The organism is Paenibacillus sp. FSL H8-0122, assembly GCF_038005345.1.
Taxonomy (GTDB): Bacteria; Bacillota; Bacilli; order Paenibacillales; family Paenibacillaceae; genus Paenibacillus_AQ.
Map to the genome: position 1 here is coordinate 5,803,309 of NZ_JBBOTB010000001.1, position 24,608 is coordinate 5,827,916.

At 43.1% G+C, this 24,608-nt stretch carries 17 protein-coding genes and 1 pseudogene; 5 read left to right on the top strand and 13 right to left on the bottom strand.

The annotated features are described in order from the left end of the window. Positions 1-26: 26 nt before the first annotated feature. From NSS64_RS24880 to NSS64_RS24935, 12 genes and pseudogenes are all read right to left on the bottom strand, one after another. Positions 27-3,110, bottom strand: coding sequence for a type I restriction endonuclease subunit R, EcoR124 family (locus NSS64_RS24880; protein ID WP_341141883.1), 3,084 nt, complete (start codon positions 3,108-3,110; stop codon positions 27-29). 15 nt (positions 3,111-3,125) lie between these two features. Next, a complete protein-coding gene (locus NSS64_RS24885; protein ID WP_341141884.1) occupies positions 3,126-4,367 on the bottom strand; it encodes a restriction endonuclease subunit S in 1,242 nt (413 codons plus the stop codon). Further along, complete coding sequence (locus NSS64_RS24890) at positions 4,364-6,931, bottom strand: type I restriction-modification system subunit M (RefSeq protein WP_341141885.1); 2,568 nt, start codon at positions 6,929-6,931, stop codon at positions 4,364-4,366. The genes NSS64_RS24885 and NSS64_RS24890 overlap by 4 nt, the downstream gene beginning before the upstream one ends. Positions 6,932-7,049: 118 nt before the next feature. Then, a pseudogene (locus tag NSS64_RS24900) lies at positions 7,050-7,984 on the bottom strand (restriction endonuclease). Positions 7,985-8,364: 380 nt separating this feature from the next. Further along, positions 8,365-8,688 carry a topoisomerase DNA-binding C4 zinc finger domain-containing protein gene (locus NSS64_RS32830; RefSeq protein WP_445667814.1) on the bottom strand — a complete coding sequence of 108 codons (324 nt, stop codon included), beginning with the start codon at positions 8,686-8,688 and terminating at the stop codon, positions 8,365-8,367. Next, positions 8,688-12,614, bottom strand: a complete 3,927-nt coding sequence (locus tag NSS64_RS24905; protein ID WP_341141888.1) for an AAA domain-containing protein — start codon at positions 12,612-12,614, stop codon at positions 8,688-8,690. The genes NSS64_RS32830 and NSS64_RS24905 overlap by 1 nt, the downstream gene beginning before the upstream one ends. 18 nt (positions 12,615-12,632) lie before the next feature. Further along, the gene (locus NSS64_RS24910) at positions 12,633-13,382 is read right to left on the bottom strand and encodes a nucleotide-binding protein (protein WP_341141889.1); all 750 of its coding nucleotides are present in this window, start codon (positions 13,380-13,382) and stop codon (positions 12,633-12,635) included. 177 nt (positions 13,383-13,559) lie between these two features. Further along, a complete protein-coding gene (locus tag NSS64_RS24915) occupies positions 13,560-13,889 on the bottom strand; it encodes a DUF3139 domain-containing protein (protein ID WP_341141890.1) in 330 nt (109 codons plus the stop codon). Further along, positions 13,889-14,401 carry an RNA polymerase sigma factor gene (locus NSS64_RS24920; RefSeq protein ID WP_341141891.1) on the bottom strand — a complete coding sequence of 171 codons (513 nt, stop codon included), beginning with the start codon at positions 14,399-14,401 and terminating at the stop codon, positions 13,889-13,891. Before NSS64_RS24920 ends, NSS64_RS24915 begins: the two co-directional genes overlap by 1 nt. 210 nt (positions 14,402-14,611) lie before the next feature. Next, entirely contained in the window at positions 14,612-15,388 is a 777-nt protein-coding gene (locus NSS64_RS24925) for a hypothetical protein (protein ID WP_341141892.1), read from the bottom strand. Positions 15,389-15,483: 95 nt separating this feature from the next. Then, positions 15,484-15,792, bottom strand: a complete 309-nt coding sequence (locus NSS64_RS24930) for a hypothetical protein (protein ID WP_341141893.1) — start codon at positions 15,790-15,792, stop codon at positions 15,484-15,486. A 141-nt stretch (positions 15,793-15,933) separates the two neighbouring features. Then, complete coding sequence (locus tag NSS64_RS24935) at positions 15,934-16,551, bottom strand: type 1 glutamine amidotransferase family protein (protein WP_341141894.1); 618 nt, start codon at positions 16,549-16,551, stop codon at positions 15,934-15,936. Positions 16,552-16,756: 205 nt separating this feature from the next. Here NSS64_RS24935 and NSS64_RS24940 point away from each other — a divergent pair, with 205 nt between their 5' ends. The 3 genes from NSS64_RS24940 to NSS64_RS24950 all read left to right on the top strand — a co-directional run bounded on the left by NSS64_RS24940 (position 16,757) and on the right by NSS64_RS24950 (position 20,254). Then, the gene (locus tag NSS64_RS24940; protein ID WP_341141895.1) at positions 16,757-17,497 is read left to right on the top strand and encodes a class I SAM-dependent methyltransferase; all 741 of its coding nucleotides are present in this window, start codon (positions 16,757-16,759) and stop codon (positions 17,495-17,497) included. 458 nt (positions 17,498-17,955) lie between these two features. Next, complete coding sequence (locus NSS64_RS24945) at positions 17,956-19,161, top strand: MFS transporter (protein WP_341141896.1); 1,206 nt, start codon at positions 17,956-17,958, stop codon at positions 19,159-19,161. Between the two features lie 115 nt (positions 19,162-19,276). After that, positions 19,277-20,254 carry a phosphotransferase enzyme family protein gene (locus tag NSS64_RS24950; protein WP_341141897.1) on the top strand — a complete coding sequence of 326 codons (978 nt, stop codon included), beginning with the start codon at positions 19,277-19,279 and terminating at the stop codon, positions 20,252-20,254. A 96-nt stretch (positions 20,255-20,350) separates the two neighbouring features. On the opposite strand, the gene NSS64_RS24955 is transcribed toward NSS64_RS24950, so the two are convergent. Further along, entirely contained in the window at positions 20,351-21,370 is a 1,020-nt protein-coding gene (locus NSS64_RS24955; protein ID WP_341141898.1) for a carbohydrate-binding protein, read from the bottom strand. A 345-nt stretch (positions 21,371-21,715) separates the two neighbouring features. Between NSS64_RS24955 and NSS64_RS24960 the strand changes: the two genes are divergently transcribed. Both NSS64_RS24960 and NSS64_RS24965 read left to right on the top strand, forming a co-directional pair. Continuing rightward, positions 21,716-23,872, top strand: coding sequence for a sensor histidine kinase (locus tag NSS64_RS24960; RefSeq protein WP_341141899.1), 2,157 nt, complete (start codon positions 21,716-21,718; stop codon positions 23,870-23,872). 7 nt (positions 23,873-23,879) lie between these two features. After that, on the top strand, positions 23,880-24,569 hold the full coding sequence (locus NSS64_RS24965; protein ID WP_340944257.1) for a response regulator transcription factor: 690 nt from the start codon (positions 23,880-23,882) through the stop codon (positions 24,567-24,569). The last annotated feature ends 39 nt before the right edge of the window (positions 24,570-24,608 follow it).

A 24,608-nucleotide genomic window follows, 5' to 3' on the forward strand; every position in this document is an offset into this window, starting at 1 on the left:
TATTATCAAACCTATTTTACAATCGATTAACTATATTTTTGCTTAACTTCAGCAATCCACGCTGGAAGCTTGGAAGTTAGCTTCATATTGTGCCTTAACAGATTTCCAGCCGTTTGGTTTGTTGCCTTGTTATAATCAATACTACTAATGAGTTCATTAATGTATGGAACAACATCAGGCTGTGAATTTGAATATGAATCCACTGATTTTCCTAACAGCTTGCTGTCAAGCCCCCACTCTAAAGAAAAAGCAATAACCACGTTTGCCAATTTACTTGCTTTCCAAGCTTCAAATGCCTCATCAAAGTCCAGACTGCTCGATAGGTTACCTTGCATAAGCTCAGTGTCCACAAATTCTTTTAGTAACTGTGCTTGCTCATATTCCCCCATGTTACTCAGCTCTTGAATTTGTTCATAAATAATACGGAGTGTTTCATCATCCACCGTTTGTATACCGTTCGGAGCAGTGACTTTCGAACCAATCAAGCTAAGAATATGGTTGGCATCAATGACCTGTGTTCCCGCTAGCTTCGTTCTTCCAGAAAGAGGATTAATCGGCGTTGGCGTTGGCGCTTCCCCTGGCTTCCAAGTTAAGTTTTTATATGCACCGACATATTGCAGCCAAGTATGCTCATTCATACCAAAAGCTACATCGTCCCACTTGAATTCATAGTATTGTTCCACTAAATTCAATTGCTCAGCAGTATCCTTAAAGGCAAGGATAAATACTTCTTTTTTCTCGTCATCATCTTTAATGACCTGCCATTCCGTCGGATCAGGTAACGTCTGAATTATTTCAGTATTTTTTATGGCTAGTTTTTTTACAGCAGTATCATAGGTATCCACAATGGCCTTACTGCTCTTACCACCACTTCCATATAGCTTCAGAGCGTCTTCTACGATTTGCTCCGTAAGTCGTGGATATTGGAAGTTGATAATTGTTCCGAACTCTTTATTGGAACCAAATACACGATTAGTTCGAGAATACGCTTGAATCAAACTTTGAAGTTCAAGGGAACGGTCAACATAAAGCGTGTTAAGCCGCTTAGAGTCATACCCTGTCAACAGTTGGGCTGCTACAATCACGAGATCTATATTCTTCGGATTGCGTCCGCTGCCGCCTCGAGTGGCACGTTCTACGAGATCTTCAAAGTAAGCGTCCTCACCGCGTTTTTTATCCCCAGCGATAAATTCAATGCCCGTAAATTCGGCGTAATCCTTAAACATACCTTTTACAATTTTAGGGTCTAATGGCTTAGAATCATTTTCATTGCTGAAGCTAAAAGTCATTGCCACGTTCAGCTTCGCTCCATTGGCTGTCAATTGCTTCTTGAACTCATCATAATAGGCAATCACCCTATTTTTATAAGCCACTGTTAAGATAGCATTAAATTCCCTACCCTGTGATTGGGATTCCCAGTTACTCAGAATTTCTTCAACTACGCGTGGAATATGCGTTTCATCCTGATATATCAGCAATCCTCGTATTTCAGCCTGTTTCTCAAGTTGAGCTTCTGACATTTCTTGAACTTTACGTTCAATCTCTCTATCCGTTAGTTCAGGGCGTTCTTCCTTCATCTGCTCAACCAGTTGCTCTCTTAAATCTTCATAACTCTTGAACTCTCCAGTATTAATGTAATCTACGTGGAAACCCAATACGTTTTTATCCGCAATAGCCTCGTCAATCGTATATTGATGTAACTTGGGCCCAAATAGTTTTTCAGTTGTATTGATGACCTCACTATTTTCATTGACCTTTCCCTTAACGTTATTTTCATCAAATAAAGGCGTTCCGGTAAACCCATAGAAAAGTCCGTTTTTCTTAAAAAACTTCGTAATGCTTCCCATCATCTGCCCCATTGTTGTGCGGTGCGCTTCATCGATGATAAAAATGATTTTTTTATCTGCTAAACTGTTATCGTGAGCTTCTTCCATTTCCTTCACTAAAGAATTTAGTTTAAATGTTGTCGTTACTACAATTCCATTTTTAACTGACTTAAGTATTTTTTTAAGCTGGTAGGTATGCTTGGTATCATCAACCGAGACAGCCTCGTAGGCAGCGTATGCTTTGAAGTTTTCACTGGTTCGATTGTCTAACTCACGCCGATCAACAAGGAAGATTACCTTATCAAATCCTGCTCTAGTCGATAAAAATAAAGCCGTCTTAAAGCTGGTAATGGTTTTTCCTGAGCCCGTTGTGTGCCAAACAAATCCTCCGTGAGGAACTTTATCATCATTATCCCAACCAAAAGCAGCACTTTCGACAGATTGTAAAGCATACACTTGATAAGGCCGCATTAACATATGACGCCTGTTTTCTTCGTCCTTAGCTTCGTCTATCACCAAATAATCCCCCACCATTTGATGGGCCATTGGTATCATAAGAAAATTCTCCACTACTTTTTGCCAGTTGTTAATCGGTTTGTTTTTTTTATCCGACCAATGAAAAACAAAGCTAGGGTTGAAATCTGTTATTGTTTTAGGAGTAGCAAAATAACGAGTCGCAATTTCAGAGGTGATTACCATCATCTGCGAAAAAGCCATGAAGTTATTACTGTATTCGCCATCACGGTAGTAGCGCATGAATTGTCCGAAAGCCTCATCCAGCGTTTTGTCCGTACGTTTTTGTTCGATATTGATCAGTGGTAAGCCGTTGATTAATAAGACAATATCAAAACGGTTACTGTTTGGCGTCTGTACCTCTCTAGCGATCCTATAACTGGAGTCCCCGCCGCGAACTTCGGCTTTTTTGAATATGGTCAAAGTAATTTGTTTTCTCGTAATCTTAGGATTGTCATCACGGTAAATCCCATCAATCTTTCCTTTGGATTCTTCAATAGCTAGAATCTTAGCTGCCTCGTAGCTGTTGCTGATCCGATTGACTTTAGCCATCACTTGTTTGAATTCGTTGTCCGTTAATTCCACACCTTCAAGCTGATCGGCATTCATACGATTGAGTTCGCTACGCCAGTGAGTAATTAAGTCAGCAACAGTTACTTTTTGAATATTCCCATTTAAAAAGTCGGGCGCTTTCCATTTATACTTTTCGAGTTCTTTAACAAAGTTCTCTTGAAAAGTTTTCTCTGCCGCACTTTTTGGTGCATTGCTCATGGCTTACGCCCCCTTCTAAATAAACATTTCATTTAGGTATGCTTTTTTAATATTTTTTAGTTTTTCCAGCTTATACCGATGAAGGGTGATTAGGTTATCGAGTTGTTTAAAGAACTCGCCAATTTTCTTCTGTTCTTCATATTCTGGAAGAAAAATATCAAATGAAGATAATGCCTCTTTAGTTATAGTTTTAATGGTACCGCCTGGAGCTTTTTGTTTCTCAATCTCAAATTTCTGTTGAATTGTATAAGCCCAAAAGTGCTCATCTGTTAGTTTTTCGTAACCCTCAAATATAAGTAGTGTTCTATCGACAAAAGAATCGTATTGAGTGATAGCAACACGCCCTATACTGCCTTGAAGAGTTACAATGATTTTACCTTTTGGAACAAATACGCTCATAGGTTGTGCTAATCTACTTATCTTTTGTTTAGTTTCATCAACTAGAACTAACTGGCCAGTCACATCTACTACTTGAACAAATGGCATTGCCCCATCACCGTCATACCACATTTTTTTTCCATAGGGTTGTGGGAATGAACCGCGACGAAATTTCGCATGTTCCCCCAGCGTACGCTGTTCCCAAGCGTCAGTAAATCCTGCAAATCGTCGTTTCGGCTCACTTTCACCTTCAACGGGAAACATTTCAGAGAGATAAGCAGATTTTAACGCTTTCGTCTTGTCTAGCTTACGCTGATGAAGGGTGATGAGATTGTCGAGTTGATTGAAGAAGGTGCCAATTTTTTCTTGTTCTTCTTCGCTTATCGGTGCCGAAAATGAATAATCCGAAATTTGTTTTAGAGAAATGTGTTTAATGGCATTACCCACTGATAATTTATTCATCTCGGATACAAACTTATCGCTGCGAGTTATTTGGTAGACAAATTCAAGTTGTTCTGAGTTTAGTCGTCCAACTCTTTGTGCTAAAACTGCTTTTTCGTTACTATACTTACCCGTTTTCCCGATATTAACGCCATCCATCGTGACAAGAATATTGTCACCTCTCAGCAAATAATTATCTAGAATGGTAACTTCAGAAATATCAATTCTATCCCCTACTGATGGAATACCGTTTGCTTCATCCAGAATGTTTTTGTTAGTAACGACTAAATATTCTCCATCATCACTAAAATCAACGCTGCTAAATGCTTTTCCCGTTCTAACTTCTGCTAAATCGCTCAACTTACGCTGTTCCCAAGCATCAGTATCTTGAAACTCCCTAAATCGCCTTCTTGGCACTAAATATGTTTGCTCAATCATAATTTAACCACCAATTCGTTCATCAAGGCTTCAAACTCTGATTCCAAGTCTCGGCTCTCATCATCCATTGCTGATAAAGTATCCGCATAACGATTGTGTAACATTTGCAGAGTGTTCAACTCCGTTTTTAACGACCGCTCTACTAAAGCAACCATAGCATCCACGGTGTTACCGAACCATTTTTCATACATCAAGTTGTCGATTTCTTCGTTGGTTAACGTTAAGATGCGTTCTTGCACGGCTTCTTTGAGTGCCTTTTCATCCTCTTTTACCGCCTTGCTAAGCGCTAGTTTATCTGCAAGTAACTTCTCAACTTTACTCAGTAGATTATATTCAACTGTTCCTTTAATCGCCTTCTTCAATTCGGCTTTGAACAATTTGTTTTCAAAAGCTTCACCAGCTTCATTCAAAACTCCGTTTAAAGCACTGGCTTCATCGCTGTCTTCCGCTTTTGCAGCCTCAACCAAGTCGGATAGTTCCGTTTCAATTTCTTGAATGCGAATATTCTTGGATTCGATTTCTGCTAATTCAGCACTGTATAATTGTTTCGCAATCAGATTATTCGGGACAATACTTCCGACCCAACCATCCTGCTCTTCACGTTTCTTATCACCGGTTCCTTTAGTAATCATATTGGGTTCGCGGGTACGTCCTGCCGTATAGAAATCACTTAACGCGATGATTTCCGTATCATGTGTCAGGGCATTCTTCCAAATTTCAGCCACAATTTGATATCCATCATAAACATCAATATATTGGAACTCTGACAAGATCCCCTTGATTTCAACAAGCATTTCTTCTTCCATCAATGGAATTGAATCAATGTCTACCTTTCCATTTTTCAAAATACCCCAGTGCTTATCAACATAAGATTTGGTTTTGCTTTCGAGTTTTTTAATTTGTTCAATAATGCGAGAGTCACTCAATATATCAGAAGAAATTTCATCTACAGGTTTCACAAGCTCAGCATAGCCGCTGCGGATTTCTTTCAAAGATTGTCCCATAATATCCGGCACAGTAGACTGCAAAACTTTCAACCCGTTAATGTTCTTTCGGGGAATTCCACCAAGGAGATGAGCATCCACATCGTGAGGAATTTCGCCGTCAACCGCCTCAATATAACGAGGAATATTCATGTTATACTGATTGTTCTGAATTTCCTCCTGAGTCGCTAGATGACTGTACCCGTTCTCTTCTCGACGTTCTACATATGTATCCACGATCTTTGCAATGTCTTTTTCTTGCAGGACGTTTTGTTTTCCGACTTTAATATAGCTGTTAGAAGCATCAATGATTAAGACAGGGTCATCGATCTTCCGGTTCTTCTTCAGAATGATGACAACGACCGGGATGCCTGTATTGGAAAATAAACTGCTTGGCAAGCCGATGATGGTATCCATATAGTTTTTCTTAAGCAATCGTTCACGAATTTCCCCCTCAGATGAACCGCGAAATAGAACTCCGTGAGGCAACACAATCGCCATCGTACCACTTTGACCTAAGTGAAACAATCCGTGTAAAAGAAACGCAAAATCTCCTTTGGAGTCGGGTGGCAATACCCCAGCCACTTCAAAACGGGGATCGCTGACCTTTAACCCTGCTCTGTTCCAATTCTTCATAGAATAGGGTGGATTCATAACTACTGCATCAAACAGCACACCTTCGTTTGCATGTTCTGGATCTTCTGGCCAGTCTTGAGAAAGGGTGTCGCCGTTTTTAATGGTCATTTTTTCAGGACGAACACCATGAAGCAACAAGTTCATGCGAGTCAAGTTATAAGTGGCTGTATTCTTCTCTTGCCCGTAATAGCTCAGACTCTTTTGGGTATCTTCATCCAAATGTTTTCTAACCGTTAGAAGAAGAGAACCCGATCCGACAGTTGGATCATAGATTGTCTTGATACCTGGCGTTTTCGCTGCAATCTGAGCCATAACTTCACTAACTTGTCGTGGTGTGTAGAATTCGCCTGCTTTCTTCCCTGACTCCATCGCAAACTGACCAATTAGGTACTCATAAGCATCCCCCAGTACGTCGCCCTTCTGTAATGCAACCATGTTCAAGTCTGCAAACAGCAAAATCAGCGCCTTAACACTTTTGCTACGTTCATTTAGGTTGCTGCCTAAAGCAGTATCCGTTAAATCAAGTGTAGAACTTGAGAATAATCCCCTGAAGTCATTCGTATCACCGGACACGGCAATCGTACGCTCGAAGTTATTCAAGCTATCCGTTACTTTTTGAACTTCAAATTCTCCTGAATTGATGTCCTTTAACCAAGTCTGGTAGAGATACTCAGGGGAAACATAATAACCAAGTACATTCTGAATCATTTTATCAAGCTGTTCACCGTATTCCGCTTTTGCCTCAGTGTATTCCTCAACCAATTCGGACTCAGTCAAATTCCCCAAACCGCTGGTCACTTTGAATGCTTCTAAAGTCTTATCACTCAAAAATTTGTAGAACATCAACCCAAGCATATAATCTTTATAACGGCTGGCATCCATTGAACCACGTAGTTCAGTTGCTCCGTCCCATAGTCTACGTTTAATTTCTTCTGATGTAATCATATTAATCCTCCACTAATTGTTCATCATTAATTTTAATATCATTTATATCAATATTTACATTGTACCATTCTAAACTTCAATCGTTAATCTATTGAATGATTCAGCAAATACATAGAATTCATAAGTCGTTAAACCATTCAGCATTAATACTTATATCTTCAATGATCCTCTCTTCAACATGAACTCCTAGTCGAGCCTCTTTGAGTTTCTCTGTCAGTTGATCTCCATCAATGAGATCTATCGGAGAAGCACCATCTCTCTGAGCCTCTAATCGAGCATCTCTGGTAAACTTACCTGTTGTAATTATCAGTCCTTTGTCTGCTCTTCCTTGCATTGCCCCCTGAAGTCCCTTATAACAGGCGAACTCACACTGCCCCTATATCTTTTACATTGAAAGACAACATGAAAGGATAGGAGCCCTCCAATCTTTACTACTCCCTTCCCATCAATTCCCCCATCACCACTTTTCCCAGTCACCGTTAAAGAGGTAAAACCTGATTCGCGCAAAAGTCTCATGCAGAGTCTTTCAAATGAATCAGGAGATATTTTTTGGATCAATTCCAGTAATGAGTCTTTCCAATCAAATCGTTCTTGAATATTCGTATTTTCCTCATCAATATTATTAATGTCTTTATTACTTAGTTGGAACATCTCATCTTTAACAAAATCTTTCACTAGTTTCTTATTAACGGATTTAGTATGTATTCCCTTTTGTGTTAATGTCCATACACCTCTAGCTGAGTTATCGAGCAATCCAACTCTCTTTAGGTACGTCCTTGCCCATGCTAAGCGATAGCTTAATTTCGTAGTATTACCTCTATGTAAGTCAGAAACATCATCTTCAGACAAACTCAGTATTTTTATAACTTCGTCTTCCATTTCAGATATAGAAGAAGAACCCCCAAGATTATGTAGAGCTTGTAGTGCCGGATTCATTAATTCATCGTATTTAGGAACAGCCATACACAAAAGCCTCCGATACAAATTAAATTTCCCTTTAAAAACTAGAACCATCTTAATCATATCATGGTTATGGAAGCATTTATCATGCATAATTTTGAAAATGTATTAATTTCACACATCGAGTAGGAGGTTGCATTAAAGCCCCTTTTCTCTCTTTCCGCCACACTTGCCCAATTTATATGGCTGCAGGCGTTGGCAGCTTTATATTTTGTCATGTATGGGTGGCTCATATGGTTTGCAACCGCCTCAAATGGATTCGTATACCTCAGGTCGTGCTTTTGCTTCCGGCTTCCTTAGATTTCACCCTCACGGTGGACACCCTTGCTTGCTGGCATACCATCAAAAAACACTCCCAATTAAAGGAGTGCTATTAAACTAAATATCAATTTAACGCCTTATAAGTTGCTCCAATGCTCGATTCAACTCCTTGTTGTAATTGACGGAATTAGTACCTATTGTATTTACAAAATCTATATTTTTCGTTTACCATCACAAGTAGGATATTTAGAGCATCCCCAAAATTCACCGTATTTACTTTTCCTCAGCACCATTGGAGCTTTACATTTAGGGCAATTTGTACGCTGAGTTTTATTACTATTACCACTAAATGCTTTAGGTTTCTTTGGTATGTATTGCTTACAGGACAAGCAAATACGACCATATCCAGTAGACAATGTGCTATCGTAAAAATCTTTAAGTTCTTTGTATTGACCACACTTCGGGCATTGCTTTACTTCCTTGTTCTCAATCTTTTCAAATGTTTCAATAATTCTAGTATGAAGTGGGTCAATCACTACTTTTTTTTTAGAATATCTGTGAAGTGCTCATTCAGAACTTTTGCTTCTGGGTCAAATTCCATTAAGAACTTATTAACCCTAAAGAACGGATAGCCATATGCTTCAATTGTTTTCCTTTTTTCAATATCAGACTCGACAAAACGCATGTCATAAATCGTATCGTCTTGTACTATCGAAACCAGACTCTCATCCAAGCAATCATACTCAATAATTGCAGATTTTGCTTTAGAAGCCTGATTACTTATTGTCATCAGAACGTACGTTTTAAATTTTGACTTTACAGCTCTTTGGTCTAATTGTTTAATGTACTGGTGAATATCAAAATCCCCCAAGAGTTCAACTTCATGTGACTTATAAAATTCCGTTTGCTTAATGTAATTAAGGATTTCTTTACTACGTTCTTCTGAATCTTCACTAACTTGAGAATGTTCTAGCACATTTTTATAGTGCCTCAGCGCATTTCCAACTTCTCCTCTTATATCTTCAGGTTGTTTACTTAAAACAAATCTCATGCTTTCCTGAACGCGGCTTAAGCCCACATTCAGCCTTGTAGCATTTCTACTGTTCATCTCTTCATTATCTAGATTTCCAAATTTAAGCAAGAATAGATTTTTCAAAATATCTTCATTTTGTCTTTCCACCATGGAGTAATAAATAATTTGGCGTTCCTCACCCTGGCAGCTATCAAAGGTCATGATTTTTAATTTGAAATGCTCTTTAAAGTAGTCCTGGTTTTCGTTCGAATAAATTAAATCCGTTATAAACTTATGTTGATGGGCAAAAGGTGTGATAATCCCTACCGAACCCTGGTATCCCTCCTCCTTCAACTTAATAATTTCATTTAATATAAAGTAAGCCTCACTTTGGTTAATGTTCTTCTTTGATTCTCTTTGTGTAACCCCATCCAACACATGGAATTGGATAACATCCTTTATATCTGTTCCTCTAATTTTCATGATTTGAAGAGACTCTCTATAGAAATTCTTATTTGAATAACCAATTAGTTCAATATAACCGCGGGCGTGTTTTAATAATCCAGATTGATAATTAGTTATGTTTCTTATAAAGTCCAGAATAGAAGTTTTGACATTGAAACTATTCAGCTTAAAAAGAAGCGTTTCTTGCTCTTCTGGACTCTTCGTAACGATGCCTTTTGCGAATTCCTGTTTAACTTGATTAAAGTACATATTATTTACTGAGGCATCTACATGGTTCGATTTAAAGTTTGTATACTGCTTTTGATCTCCAAGTACAACTATTTTTTTCCCTCTTATGATTGCAGGGAAAGCTTGGGCAATACTTACTTGAGAAGCCTCATCAATGACAACTACATCAAATAAATTGGGAGCCAAGGGCAAAAATTCTCCTAATTCTCGAATCCCAACAATTAAACAAGGGAATGCCTTCACAAGCTTCTCAAGAGAATCCTTTGTTAACTTTTTTTTAGCTCTAACCCTTCTTCGAATTTCTTCAGAGTCATTTTTATGCTTCTCACGAAAAGCGACTACACTTTCATCTAAAATATTGGTCATTTTCATGATAAGTCTACTCTGAAGTTGATTACGTTCGTCGATATACGAACTGCCTACAGAATAGATACTTCCATCAAGAGTACTATAATACGTTTCAATATAATCGCTGAGGTCCTCTATATCGCTTCCGTTACAGTCAACCATTCTGGAATGAAGAATGGTTTGAGTATTATTCAAATCAAAGCGCAAAAGCTGGAATGACTTTGGAATTGTACTCGCAATAGCTTGAATAGTCTTCATTGCCTCAAGGATGTTTTGACAATATTGAAGTATAAGACTCCACTGTTTTTCCTTCGCTATCTCAAAAAAATCAATATTGTTGTCCATCCATTTTTCATTCAATTTCAGCAACTGTTTGTATAACAACAGCTCTTTTTGCATCGTATCTTGAACACCTTGTTCTTTAACGGATGGAATAATCGAATTAAAAAATGTATCCTTCAATTTAAAGTCTATCTGTTTTATTTCCTTACCTCTGAACCATAACTTGTTTATCACTGGCCATTTTAAAGCTTCTACTTCTTCTATAGCTTGTTCAATCACTTGGATATTGGTCGAATCAATATCTTTCACAAAGAAGAGTTGGTTATATTCCTTTTTAACTTTGTTTTCTATTCCAGCCAAATCATTTATAAATCTCATTATTAATTGACTAAACTCAGTAGTACTTAAAGTAGTTTCTACGAAGCGAATAGCATACTCATTAGAAAGTGCATGGTAACTACTAGTCATCATTTGAGTTGCTTGCCATAGTTTTTTTATTTGAGTAGTTGATGTTTTTATTTCATCTAAATCAATGTATTCCATCCAGTTATCTACATAATATTTCTCGTATTGAATCAACTTTTTAAGTTTATCAGGTGTTATGGAGAGCTGGGTTTGAATTTCACGGTTTAAATTACTCTTTATCGTCTCAGTAATATGAGTTATCTCTTTTTCGGTTTCACCACTTAATGATTTAAGACTGCTATGACGATTCTTTATCTTACCAAAGTTAATTGTATTATAAATATTATTAAAATTCGTCTCACGCTTACCTAAACGAAGAATTGGATTTTCCATTTTCTCATTAAGTTCCACTTTTTCTAACACATCATTAATTTTGCTTTCTACAACATCAAGTGCTTCTTTTGTGTCGGAAACCACTAAAATGGATTTTTTTTGTAGCAATGCATTAAAGACAATTGAAACAATAGTATGACTTTTCCCTGTTCCAGGGGGCCCTTCAACAATAATTCGATTACAATTTTCTTTCTCCACAGCATTAAGAATGAGAAGCTGTTCTTTGTTTAGTGGAATTGGACTATTATACGAAAGCTTCTCATTCAGAGGTAAATTATTATACTCCTCTTCAATAACACTCTCGAAGCTTTGAGGGTTATTAAATAAGAAATCCTCACCTATTTTTTTGAATATATCTAAAGATTCGGCATTACTATTTTTAAGTGCCATCTGTTGCAGCTCTTCATAATCATTTATCAAAGCTTCGTCAGATTTATCAGCCAGGGATATATAACAAGTATTTGTAATTTGAACAACTGAATTTTGTGTTTGAGTTAAATCTTTGGAAAAAGCATCGATAGGCGAAAGTTCCAAAACACTACATAGATCATTAAGAACTGTGTTTTGAAGGTAGGAGATTAACGATTCTTCAGAAGAGTGATCACTGATGTAGATTTGGCGTAAGGGAATAGAAAGAGTACGGATTGATTTGCTGACCTCTTTTGAATACTTAGTTATTACAAACTCAATAGCCTTTTTGTTAATAAGAATAGTCGGAGATAGCTCAAAAGAAAATTCCCCTTGCTCATTCCTTTCAACATTAACTTGTACATAAAAAAGTGGATACTTTTTTCCTTTATATCTTAAATCATAGAAGTAAAAATAAAACTCTTCGTCTTCAAGTTGTAACTTATTCTTCCACATTTCAAATAAATCCTCATAAAGATTATGCGCATTATAAGAATCTAAATACTTTTTAAGAGCTTCTTGATCATTAATGCCGTCCCGGAAATCCTCCAGAAAATCATTACGCAAAGTTAGACCAAGTTTCTTTATCTCCGTTTTGGCCTTTTTTATGATTTCATCAATTCCAACGTTGACTGTATAGGCATTCATAATGTAAGTAGCCAAGGTAGCTGGTAGCTTAATCACATGGCTATTACGTTTTACAACCGCTAAGGAATTTTTACTGAAGTTACTATGCAAGAACTTCAAAAAAGAAGGATTAATTGCAGGATATGTTGATAAATCAATATCGCACATTAATCCCTCTTTATTTTCGTAAGAAATTAAGCGATTAGGACCTTTTTGAGATTTAAAATCCGTCTGTAAAAATTCCATGTAATACTTAAATAATTCAATGTAGAACGGTTTAAAGTCTATCATCATTTCATCTCCAGTCAATTATCAAAACACATTGAAATCAAGACCTGCGGCCTTAAATTCTCTATACAAATCCAATTGAATTTCAGTCAGAGAATTATTATAAGGCAAGTAAACGACACCATTGATGTCGGAAGGGACATCGACTGTAGACTTCATGGTACAGCAAACATTTTCTCTTCCAAGCTTTCCATAAAAGTATCCAAGTTCGAAAATGACATTTTGCCTTGCTCTCGGACCTAAGGTTACACTTGAATCATTCAAAGCTCCCACATCGTCTGGAGTAAGGAGAACCAAGGCGTATTTCACATCAGAATGTTCAATAAACTTCTCCATAATTGTCCTTCCCCTATTGGCCATAAGCGAAAGAATAATTGGTTCTAGACCGATCCTATGTACTAAACTTTCGGCTTCCAATTTTGCAAATTCATCTCGTCCATGAACAATGAAGATTTTTTCTTTCTCTTTTTGATTCAAAATATTTCCCCTCTCTTTTTCGGAAGGCATAGATTTAATACTCACTTCTATTAATTCGATATGATATAAAAGTGCCATGTATCCCTCATCATTTATTGTTTTGTAAGTGCTTGAATAATGAAAAGGGTCTTCAAAATCGAAATCTTCTATTTCTATTTTATTCTCAGCAACAAATTTATTGATTTTGAAAACAAATTCTTCAAAGACAGCAACTTTAAGATAATCATTGTTCTTTTCATATGAAATAATGCTTTCTTTTAGTTGATGAAGTCTTTTTTCTTGTACCGGTAAAAGCATGATGACTCCCCCTGCTCATGTCATATCCCTTATTATACATATTTAGACAGCACTCTTCTATATAATTAGACATAGAAGAACTTACGGCTGAATAGCGTACTACCCAGCATTCCTCTTAATTATCCATTGTAAAAAAATGGAGTTAAAATTCAAGGCGTTTATCCCTTTAATTTTGGGCTATTCTTCTTCAATATGCTTATATCGTTTTGTTCCATCGTCCACACCGTGAACGGGCGCCCTACTATATTGATATATCTTTCCATTTTCTTTACGATACAAATATCTGGAGCTTCTATCGTCCTCAAAAATAACGGTCATACTTACCAGAGGTGCCTTACCAATTTGAGTATAAATCTCATATATATCATTAGGGTTATACCCTCGGTTTTCTAATAAGTATGCTTCAACTTCGCTCGTTGTTTTATCTATGAAGATTTTTAATCCGGCCGCTCCTAAAGCGCAAGCCATCAGAACAATCACCAGGAGTAGTATTTTTATTTTTTTCATTATACCCTACCCTCTTCTGACAAAACTCGCAGCACCCGCCCCCTAGCTCTGGAAATATACTGCCGAACATGCTGCGTGGGAATATTCAAGAGCTCCCCGATTTGTTGATCCCGCAGCTCCAGCTTGTATTTGAAGTAGAGCAGATTCCGGTCGCGTTCAGATAGCTGCAGCATTGCTTCCGTTAGTGCTCCTATGGTTTCAGCTTGGATGTAGTTCTCTTCTGTCGCGGCTGCGGGATCAGGGATTTGCTCCGCTACATCGTTCTTCAAGCCGGTATAGACCTTCCTGGAACGGCGGGTGCGCCTTCGGATATGGTCATAACAATAATGCTTAATGGTGTTGACGACATAAGAGGTAACTTTGCAGCCGCTTAAGGAGCGCAATAGAGATGTTTTGGGGATCAGCTTAATAAAAGCTTCCTGAATTAGATCATCAATGACTTCTTGATCCTTAATAATATTAAATGCTTTCTTTCTCATTAAAGGATAGTGGTTCTCATATAAATTCTTCATGAATGTTCTATCATCATCGGGTTCACAAGCCTTTAGAACGCGAAGCGAAATTAGTAACCCCTCCCCATATAATCCATATTAATTCCATTTTTAATCAATTATACCCTTTTTCCTGGTGATTCGGGCTCGTGAATAATAGGCTGGCGCAGAAAAAAAGAACGCCACGGCGTTCTCTTAATCATTCAGTATCACGTAGCTTCTAATGTCTCTCTATCTTCGTTTTCGGGCAAACCATGAACTTGGACTTAACAGGACAATGGTGATCACCACCACCGCCCCAAGCAGCATGATGTTCCAGCGGTCAAAGGTCCGGTAGAACAAATCCGGTGAGAGGTACGCTCCATTCTGATACAGTACGTCGTCAATATACCGTGCAAAGGTATGCTTCCCCTGGTCCAGGGTCCAATGTTGCTGACGTACAGCAGCACGAAATGGCTTGTTTGCTCTAATCGCTGAATCCAATACAGCCTCTAAGCTGTCCATTTGCACATAGTAATACTTCTCGCTCAATGCAGGATTTGCATCCTCTGCCGTCTTGAACGGCCGGACATACCGCCACCCCTTCTCATAGGTAGGATAGCTGGTATACCCATACCCTAACTCATAGAATGAAGGTCCCTGAGATTTTGGCGGAATGGCCTCAATGATTGTTCCCTTGGGAATTTCTAAGGCAACCGCCGTTGCCCCGCCTGGAATCTCAGTATAATACTGCAGAGACACAGGCGCTTCTATACGATGAGTTAATGAATATTCAGGCTCGCCAGATATGCCGGGAAAATAGGAGCTATAGGCACTCAGATCCATTTTCTCCAGCGGAATGCCTTGTACATAGGGGCTGGCCGTTGCCGCAGCTGAGAAATCTTTGCGTAACTGGTGATTGTGAACCCACGCAGACCCTGTCCGGTAGACAACAATACACATGAGGATAATGACCGTCAACACGGCGCACCACCACAGGAATGGTCTAGAGACTGAGGGAACAGACATGTCATTATCCTCCTTATCGTTACAGTTGAACTAATTCACCTTGACGGTGAAGCCGGCATGCTCTGCGTAGTAATTAGGTGTCGAATACATATCCTTCACTCAAACCCATCCTCAGGCTCCCCCACCTCGAACCCTAATCCCTTTGTCGCTTCTGATTTAAACCTCTCGATCCAAGAATCCCAATCACTCTGATTCATTCGCGCAAAAAATGATAATCCGCTTGGCTCAACGGATGCCTGAATGTATACATCATCCTCTTCCTGCCCATGCCAGTGTGGAATACCGTCGATGTACCCTCTCCAACCAGGCATACGCTCATATAACTTAGCAACTTTATTCCATACTTCATCGGGTAGATAATACCATATGTTCAGATTGCAATTATGAGAGTGTATTGCCTCCATTTGCCTTCCCCCTTAGCCACTAACCTTCAATTAAGCTTCCCTCACATCGTACCATATGTTGGAATTCGTGTACTACCACGCCTAGCCATACCAACACAAATACCCTCTCCGAAAAGAGAGGGCGGCCTTCCTTAACTGCTCTTATCCCATCAACGCATAGTAATACTTCGCTTCCTGTGTCTTATACAGACCATACCAAGCCTCTAATTTTTGTGGAGTCATTACATCCAGGGCTTTCAATACATGCATGGTGAATTCCAGCGGGGCGATGCCGGTTGCTGTGATCAGCTTGCTGTCCGTTACAGCAGGCTGGTTCTGGTAGAACTCTTCGCCGGTGTACGTTGGACAGATCATTTTGAGGTACTCCAGGTCATTGCTTGTATGCGGGCGTGCATTCAGCAGTCCGGCCTGGGCCAGTCCCATGGTGGCTCCGCAGATGGCTGCCACTAATATATCCTCCTGTATACATCTCTCAGCGAGTCCAAGGATCGGCTTGTGGATGGCTTCGGTCCATGTCTCACCGCCGGGTAGGATCAAGGCATCTCCTCTTACCAAGCTGCACTCATCTACCGTGATGTCAGGCATGATTTTCAGTCCACCCATGGTAGTGATAAGCTTCTTCTCATTGGCTACGGTTACTATTGTAGATGGGGCTTGTCCCTCCTTGTAACACCTTCCCGAGTTCAGTTCGGCCGTTAGATACCCGATCTCCCAGTCTGCCATGGTGTCTAACACATATAGATATACTGTATGCTTCATGTGTAGCTCCTCTCTCTATGACTATCTCTATAATAAAACAGCTTCACTGACAACTGCTGTCAGTTAAGCTATGTAAGCTGAACATATTTCCTCTCCCTCCTATCAATAAAAAACAGCTATAATCAACAGTTCCATTCCCGCCTATGAACAGCTATGCTATCTTACCTTTATGCATTTATATTGTATTGCCAAGGAGGAACTAGCATTGACTGCGCATAACAATCTGGAAGAGTACCGTGATCCGGTCAACTATGATCTGGAGTTCGGCGGGGAGACCCGAAAATATCAGTTCTATTTGGAATGGGCTCAAGCGGCTGCCGGCGAGGTCTTGGAACTGGCTTGCGGAACCGGATTGACGACCCTGCCGCTGGCTCAAGCGGGAATGGCCATGACTGGCGTTGATATTGCTTCCTCTATGCTGGCTTATGCGCGGGTGAAGGCCGGGAACTTGCCTGTAGCGTTTATCGAAGCTGATGCGCGAACCTTCCGCTCTGATAAGAAGTTCGCCATGATCTATTTAACGGGGAATGCGTTTCAGGCTTTTGTGACTGATGATGATCAGGCCGCCTTACTCCGTACCGTCTACCATCATCTGGAGCCAGGAGGACGACTGATCTTCGAGATGCGTAATCCCGCAGGGACTGACCTGTCCGATGAAGGGGAGACGGCTTGGGGGCAATTCATCGATTCAGACGGCAACGTAGTCAAGGTATCGGGCACACAGACCTACGATGCGGAACGTTCCATCATGCACTGGGTAACCTTTCGCGATTGGGGCGATAAGCGGACAGAGTCCCGAATCGACTGCCGTTTTACAACATACGCTGCGCTGACGGAGTTATTGACCCGTTACGGATTTCGTATCGAGCATCAGTATGCAGACTGGGATCGCACACCGTTCACCCCCTCCTCCCCTCTCCTTATCAGCGTATGTAAGAAATCGTAAGCTTCAATCTGTTCTTTTTGCCATAATTAAGCTGACGATCTGCTTCATCTCCTCTTGGTTCAGGACGGAATACCAGCGGGTGGTTGTGTTATCCTTGCTAATCTTCGCCAGAAGCAGTTCCGTCCTATCTTCGGAGACATTCAGAATCACTCTGCGTCATTTCCAGGAATGAAGGTCAATGTAGTGATTGTTCCTCATTCCTCTTAATATCATCCTAACATTCATCCCCAAGTATATCATATGCTGGTTATCCCCTCCCCTTCGCGCACCAAAGACGCCGCAGGCGAATCTGGGCGTCTCGTGTTCCTTCTATTTAGTTCTGCCCTCTTTTCTAGGGAACTTCCATGTTCCTATAGCACCCGCATCATCCTATAGGACTTAAAAGTGCGTACTTCTACATTTCTTATTTACTGTTTACACTAACATCAGCCATTGATTAACGAGGGGGAATGATTAATTTGGGACAAAACTGGAAAATCTTCATACTTGCTGTGGTCTGCTTTATTGTCGGGACATCCGAATACATGATCACGGGCATTTTAGATAAAGTCGCCGCAGATACCGGAGTGACATTATCTCAGGCTGGACAGTTAATGACCGTCTACGCACTAGCCTACGCCATAGGTACCCCGGTCCTAATGGGGGTCACGGCCCGGTTTGACCGTCGAAAGTTGTTGTTGTACTCGCTTGGCTTAATCATCGTGAGTAATGCGCTAATCATGATTTTTCCGGGTTATGGATTTATGCTGCTTGCACGGGTAGTCATGGCGCTCGGAACTGGTGTATTTGTCGTGACATCGCTTGCCTTAGCCGCTAAGTTAGCGCCTTCGAACAGGAAGGGGAGTGCGATTGCAACGGTGTTAATGGGTGTCACCGCTTCACTTATCTTGGGCGTGCCCATTGGCCGGGTGATTGCCGCCGCGTACGATTGGAGGCTGATTTTCGGCGGTATTAGCCTTCTTGCTATGGTCAGTCTACCCGTCCTGGCAAGCTCAATACCACGGATGGAAGGTGATGAGCCGATCTCCTTTGCCAAACAACTGGCTATGGTGAAGAGACCGCGAATCGCACTCTCTCTCGCCATTAACTTTTTTATGACGATGGGTTATGGCATTGCCTTCACGTATTTGTCGCCTTATCTGCTGGAAGTTGCCGGAATGAGCGATCGATGGGTAAGCGGAGCCCTGTTCGCATACGGCATCGCCAGTCTGATCGGGTCAAAGGCAGGGGGAAGCGGCACCGATCGATGGGGTGTAGGCAGAACGTTAACTGGAGCAACGTTGTTAAATATGGTGATGCTGATATTGTTATCGGTAGTCTCTGGCACTTCCATATTCCTTGTTTTCCCGGTGCTGGTGCTTTGGTCGCTCTTCTCCTGGGCAGCTTCTCCAAGCCAGCAATATGATCTTCTTACCTTGTCTCCCAAGACATCTGGTGTCATGCTTGCCCTCAACACATCTGTGCTGCAGCTGGCGATAGCGGCGGGGGCTGGACTCGGAGGCATTGTCATTAACTATTTATCGCTGCAAGCCATTACGTGGGTCGCTGCTGCCTCCGTTGCTGTAGCGGCTATGATTTCTGCTGCGTTGTTCGGCAGGATAAGCTATCGGTCGCGCCAAGAGAGTCAAAGTGCAGAAATACTAACATCTACAGCTCCGGAATAAGCTCCGGCTCCCCTTATCAATAAAAAACGAATATAATCAACGGTTCCATTCCCGTCTATGAACAGCTATGCTATCGTACCTATTATACTTTGATAAATAAGGGAGCGAGCTGCGATTGGATGCACACTTGAATACCGCAATGGAAGCACTGGAGCAGTACTCTATAGGCTGCAAATCGGTTGATTTCATTGCACAGAGCGGCAATACGATCTACAAAGTCACTGATCTGGACAACAATAGTTACAGCCTCCGGCTGCATATCTCCAAAGGTGATGCCCTTGAGCAAATCTGGAGTAAGCGGGAGGTCCTTCAATCCGAGATGGTCTGGCTGGAAGCGTTAACCTTGGATACCGATGTGACCCTGCCTTCACCTTGTAAGAATATTCGCGGAGAATTCATTACGGACGTGAACCATACCCACTGCACTTTATTACGATGGGTGGAGGGTGAACAGAAGCCTTTCATTCCTACTATAGAAGATGCCGGGGCCATAGGTGAATTGATCGGCAAGTTACATAAGCAAGCCTCGAACTGGAGCATCCCCAATGCTTTTGAACGCCCGGCCTTTGATGGCTCCCGGATCTTACAAGCCCTTAATACGCTGAAGGAACGTGCTAATGCCGGACTGCTTGATACAGGAGATACGGAGCTTCTGCTGCATGCCGGCGAGCGGGTCATTCACATGATGGACTCTATGGAGCGGACAGCCAGCAATTGGGGCATGATTCATGCCGATCTGATTCCAAGTAATTTGGTGTTTGATGGAGAAGAAGTACGGCCCATTGATTTTGGAGCTTGCGGGTTCGGTTATTACTTAGTGGATTTGGGCTGGACGTTCTCCTACATCCATCCTTCATTCAGAGAACAGTTGCTTCAGTCTTATTCCAAGCACCATCCGTTGCCGGATAACTATATTAAAAGGTTAGAGGGCTTCTTCATTGCAGCACAGCTGGAGACGATGAATTTCTGGCTGGGCCTGCCGGACTGGCAGGAATGGCTGCCCGGGCATATCGGTAAATTAGCCAGTAGAGAGATTACGGCCTACTTAAACAATGAATCGTTTCTCTTCAGCGGCGTGCCGTATTGGGAATGAACCTTCACCTGGGCTTGGCACAAACGTAAAAATAAAGACGCTGCGGGGTAACTCCCCGAGCGTCTTTGTTCTTTTTTTATAGAAGGAAGGACTCCCTTAATTCTTCCCCCCATACCCCTTATACGTACCATAGACGGCATTCGCATACTGATCCGCCAGGATCGGGCGGCCGTAGGAATCGGTGGCTCCTGGATACCAGTTGTCGCCCCCGTTGTAATGTAAGAGTCCGTTGTAGATGTTGCCGAATCTTGCGATCTTCTCATCAAGAATCAGTCCGCCTAAGGCTACCTGATCCTGTTCGCTGCTGTGATTATACGTGCGGCCGAATTTGACGCTGAATTGGGAGGCATACGCGGCGCGTGTATTCGGCTCGACCTGCATCAATCCGTCACCGGCGGAAGGGCTGCCCGGCAGGCCTGCTCCGAAGCTGCTCTCCTTCTTGATCACCGCGCTCAGGAGTAGAGCGAAATCTCCGCCTTTGCCGAATTTATTGTCCACGTTCATGGCATACGTCCAGATCTGGCTGGGCACCTCGGAGGGGCGGGTGACGCCGGTTGCGGGCGGTGAACCGGTGTAGATTTTGACCGAAGACATCTTGTCATTCACACTCTCGCCGACCCAGGAGGAGCTTGATGTATAGGTCCACTTCGTGCCGCCGAAATTATCGTCCGCATACACCTCCACCGTCCAGCCGTTCGGTACCTTGAGTGAGGACATCCAGTCATTCGGAATTCCCGCATTGTTCAGCTGGGACAGCACATAATTGCCTGTTCCCAGGGTGACGGCCTTGCCGCCATAGTCCCTATCTGCATAGAAGATGGCTCCGTTCGTTGCCGGTGGCGTTGTGGGCGTGGGTGTGGGTGTTGTGGTGCTGCCGCTTTTCCATAATGCAGGAACATTCGGCGGCTCCCAGCCAGTCAGGGACGTATGCGCCTGAAGACAGGTATATGTACCTCCGCCATAGGTTACGGTGTCATTCACCGCATAGGCCGTGTTCGGCGACCACGCTCCTCTCGCGGCTGCACTTGCATTCGGTAAGGCGGTGAAGAATACGGAGAGCAGTAATGCGAATGCGGCCAACAGGGATACAGCTCTAGCTGACACTTTGGTATACAATAGCCAAGCCTCCTTAGATCGTTTCCCCTCATAAAATAACCCAAAAAAGTCCCAAAACATAACATTAAAAAGAGCCCTCCAGGGGGCTATTCATCAGGGTACTATATTTTATTACCGATTTTCTAATTCATTCCAACATTGTTGTAGTTTTTGAATCACCTCGAGAAACTTACAATTTTCGACATATCCTTTTCCTTATCTAGCATTCTACACAGGAATTTAGCCTCTTAATGTAAGAAAAGAAAACTTAAATAGTGCAATTTCACACAATTTTCGGCAATGATGCTATCATTAAGGCAATGAGCTTAAGAATGACGAATCTTGTAGATTGGGGTCGGCTTCATCATGAGGGGTATACTAAGGTCCGGTTCTCGTAATATCTGGTTACATATCGCTGTGGTCGTGGTTATCGGGCTGATCGCAAGCTATGCCATCCTGTCTGCAACGCCGGGTGCCCCCAAGCCTCGAAGCAAGGAAGGCCTTCTGGATCTAACGCATACCTCTATCCGTATGAATCCGCTGAAGTTACAGGGAGAATGGGCCTTCTATTGGCACGAGCTGCTCTCACCCGGGGATATACGAAGCCGGATGGCAGGCGGGGAATCAGCTGAGCGGAACCGGTATATCAACATCCCGGGCTCCTGGCTCGGCTACCCGCTGGATGGTCAAGCGCTGAAGGGCGAAGGCTATGCCACCTTCCGGCTGGTGATCCGGCTTAGTGAGCAGGATAGTCAGGAGCGGCTGGCTCTGCGGCTGCCTACTATTTTTCATGCGTATAAATTGTGGGTGAATGGAGAGCTGCTAGCTGAAGTCGGTGTGGTGGATCAGGACAAAGAAGGCATGACGCCGCGTCTGGCGACGAAGCTGGTGTTCTTCCAGCCTGAAGGCGACACGGTGGAGCTGGTGATGCAGGTAGCGAACTTCCATCATAAGCGGGGCGGCATCACCAAAAATATTGAGCTGGGTGGCAGTAATGTGTTAACGGTCCGGACTCATCTGAGGATTGCTGCGGATATGTTCATCACGGCCAGCCTGCTGGTGATCGGCGTGTATCATCTGCTGCTGTTCATGCTGCGGCGTAAAGACCGGGCACCGCTATACTTCGGTCTGTTCACTGTGATGTTCTCTATCCGCTCCCTGCTGAACGGCGAGCTTATGTTAACCCAGTGGCTGCCTCATTTTCCGTGGGAATTGCAGTTCAAGCTTGAGTATCTGATCCTATGCCTTGGCGGGTGGATGATCACGATGTATTTTGAATGCATTTTCCCGGATTACGTGTCGCGTTGGTTCCGCTATGGCAGCCGGATCGTCACCGGCGCACTCTGTCTGGTGGTTGTGGTGACCCCTGCCCTCGTCTATTCCCGGATGCTGCTGCTGATCGGTGTGGTCGTGGTGCTCCATATGGTGTATCTGATGGTGGGGCTGGCTCATGCGGCCTTGCGGCGGATGGAGGGAGCGCTGAGCTTCCTGCTGGTGTCGGTGGTGGCTCTGGCTACGGTGACCAACGATTTCCTGTATTACAACGAATGGTCGCCCATTGAGAACAGCTCGCCATTCGGACTGCTTATCTTCACGGTCGCCCAGATGCTGCTGCTCTCCTCCAGATTCACAAGGGCAGCAACGAATGAAGAACGGATTGCCCGGGAGCTGCAGGAAGCCAATCTCAAGCTCACCGGGATGAATGCCAATCTGGAGCAGCTCGTGCTGGAGCGCACCCATGCCTTATCCGCAGCCCACGAGGATCTCCGCCTGTCGTATGAGCGGTTACTGCACTCCGAGGAAGGCCGGAAGAAGCTGCTGGCCTACATTACGCATGATCTGCGCATGCCGCTGTCCAGTATGCTGGGTTATGTCGAGGCAGTGATGGATAGGGTGAAGCCGGAGCGCAATGAACAGTATCTGCAGTATATCCGCGATAACACGATAAGGATCAACCGGATGATCGGGGAGCTGAGCTTCTTGTCGCATCTGGAGACGGGGCAAGTGGAATACCGGATGGAGCTGGTCCAGGTGACTAAGTTCCTGCGCGGCTTCTATGAACAATATGAGCTGGTGGTGCGGGATGCGGGGCTGGATTTCGATCTGGACATCGGGGATACAGTAGACCTGGGCGCCGGCCTGCCTGTTGCCCGGATTGATTCGCAACGATTAGAGCAGGCACTATTCAATCTGGTGTCAAATGCGATGAAGTTCACTCCTGGCGGCGGGTTGGTGCGTCTTGTTTTCGATGTGGACGAAGTGAACGATACGCGGTGTGTGGTCATCAGCGTACAAGACTCCGGCATGGGTATTCCTCCAGAGCAGCTGGAGCAGATCTTCGACCGCAATTACCGGGTGGACCGGCCGGGGCTGGACATGGGCGTAGAAGGTAGCGGGCTCGGGCTGGCGATATGCAGGGAAATTGTACAAGCGCATGGCGGGAGTGTCCGGGCGGAGAGTGACGGGAAGACCGGGTCGATTTTCCAGGTCATATTGCCATTGATTCAGGAAGCAGGAGAGTGACAATAGAATGGACATATACCGAATTATGATCGTCGACGACGATCCCCATATCTGTGAGATTGTTCAGCTATACTGCCAGCGGGAAGGCTTCGAGTCCTCATCTTGCCACAGCGGAGCCGATGCTATGATGCTGCTTGCGTCATTTAACCCGGACCTGATTGTGCTGGATGTGCTGCTGGCGAATGAGAACGGCATTGACTGGTGCAAGAACGCACGCAATTACACGAATGCCCCGATTGTATTCCTAAGCAGTCAAGAGGAGGATGAGGTGAAGATCAGCGCCTTATCGTATGGCGGGGATGATTATGTGACCAAGCCGTTCAGTCCGGGCGTACTCATGGCCAAGATCAAGGCCCATCTCCGCAGGGTATCCACGGGCAGAAGGGAACAGTTGCTGGAGCTGCCCGGGCTGACGCTGGATTTCTATGCACAGTCTGTCCATATGGGCAGCAGAACGATTTTTCTGTCAAAAAAAGAATTCAGCCTGCTCTCCTATATGGCACAGAACGTGAATCAAGTGGTCACGGTCGATACGCTGTTTCACCTCATCTGGGGGATGAAGAGTCTGGAGGATACGCGGACGGTCGCTGTCCACATCAGTAATCTGCGCAAAAAAATCGAGGACGATCCCGTTCATCCCGAGCGGATCATTACCGTCCGGGGGGCCGGCTATATGCTGGTTGCGGGCAAGCGCTGAGCATAGCAAATAGCTCCAACGGCAGCGGAGCCAGTGGAG

Bases quoted from the DNA above. Each gene is read 5' to 3' on its own strand.
- NSS64_RS24880 (WP_341141883.1), bottom strand. From the start codon at position 3,110: ATGAGCAATGCACCAAAAAGTGCGGCAGAGAAAACTTTTCAAGAGAAC.
- NSS64_RS24885 (WP_341141884.1), bottom strand. From the start codon at position 4,367: ATGATTGAGCAAACATATTTAGTGCCAAGAAGGCGATTTAGGGAGTTT.
- NSS64_RS24890 (WP_341141885.1), bottom strand. From the start codon at position 6,931: ATGATTACATCAGAAGAAATTAAACGTAGACTATGGGACGGAGCAACT.
- NSS64_RS24905 (WP_341141888.1), bottom strand. From the start codon at position 12,614: ATGATGATAGACTTTAAACCGTTCTACATTGAATTATTTAAGTATTAC.
- NSS64_RS24910 (WP_341141889.1), bottom strand. From the start codon at position 13,382: ATGCTTTTACCGGTACAAGAAAAAAGACTTCATCAACTAAAAGAAAGC.
- NSS64_RS24915 (WP_341141890.1), bottom strand. From the start codon at position 13,889: ATGAAAAAAATAAAAATACTACTCCTGGTGATTGTTCTGATGGCTTGC.
- NSS64_RS24920 (WP_341141891.1), bottom strand. From the start codon at position 14,401: ATGAAGAATTTATATGAGAACCACTATCCTTTAATGAGAAAGAAAGCA.
- NSS64_RS24925 (WP_341141892.1), bottom strand. From the start codon at position 15,388: ATGTCTGTTCCCTCAGTCTCTAGACCATTCCTGTGGTGGTGCGCCGTG.
- NSS64_RS24930 (WP_341141893.1), bottom strand. From the start codon at position 15,792: ATGGAGGCAATACACTCTCATAATTGCAATCTGAACATATGGTATTAT.
- NSS64_RS24935 (WP_341141894.1), bottom strand. From the start codon at position 16,551: ATGAAGCATACAGTATATCTATATGTGTTAGACACCATGGCAGACTGG.
- NSS64_RS24960 (WP_341141899.1), top strand. From the start codon at position 21,716: ATGAGGGGTATACTAAGGTCCGGTTCTCGTAATATCTGGTTACATATC.
- NSS64_RS24965 (WP_340944257.1), top strand. From the start codon at position 23,880: ATGGACATATACCGAATTATGATCGTCGACGACGATCCCCATATCTGT.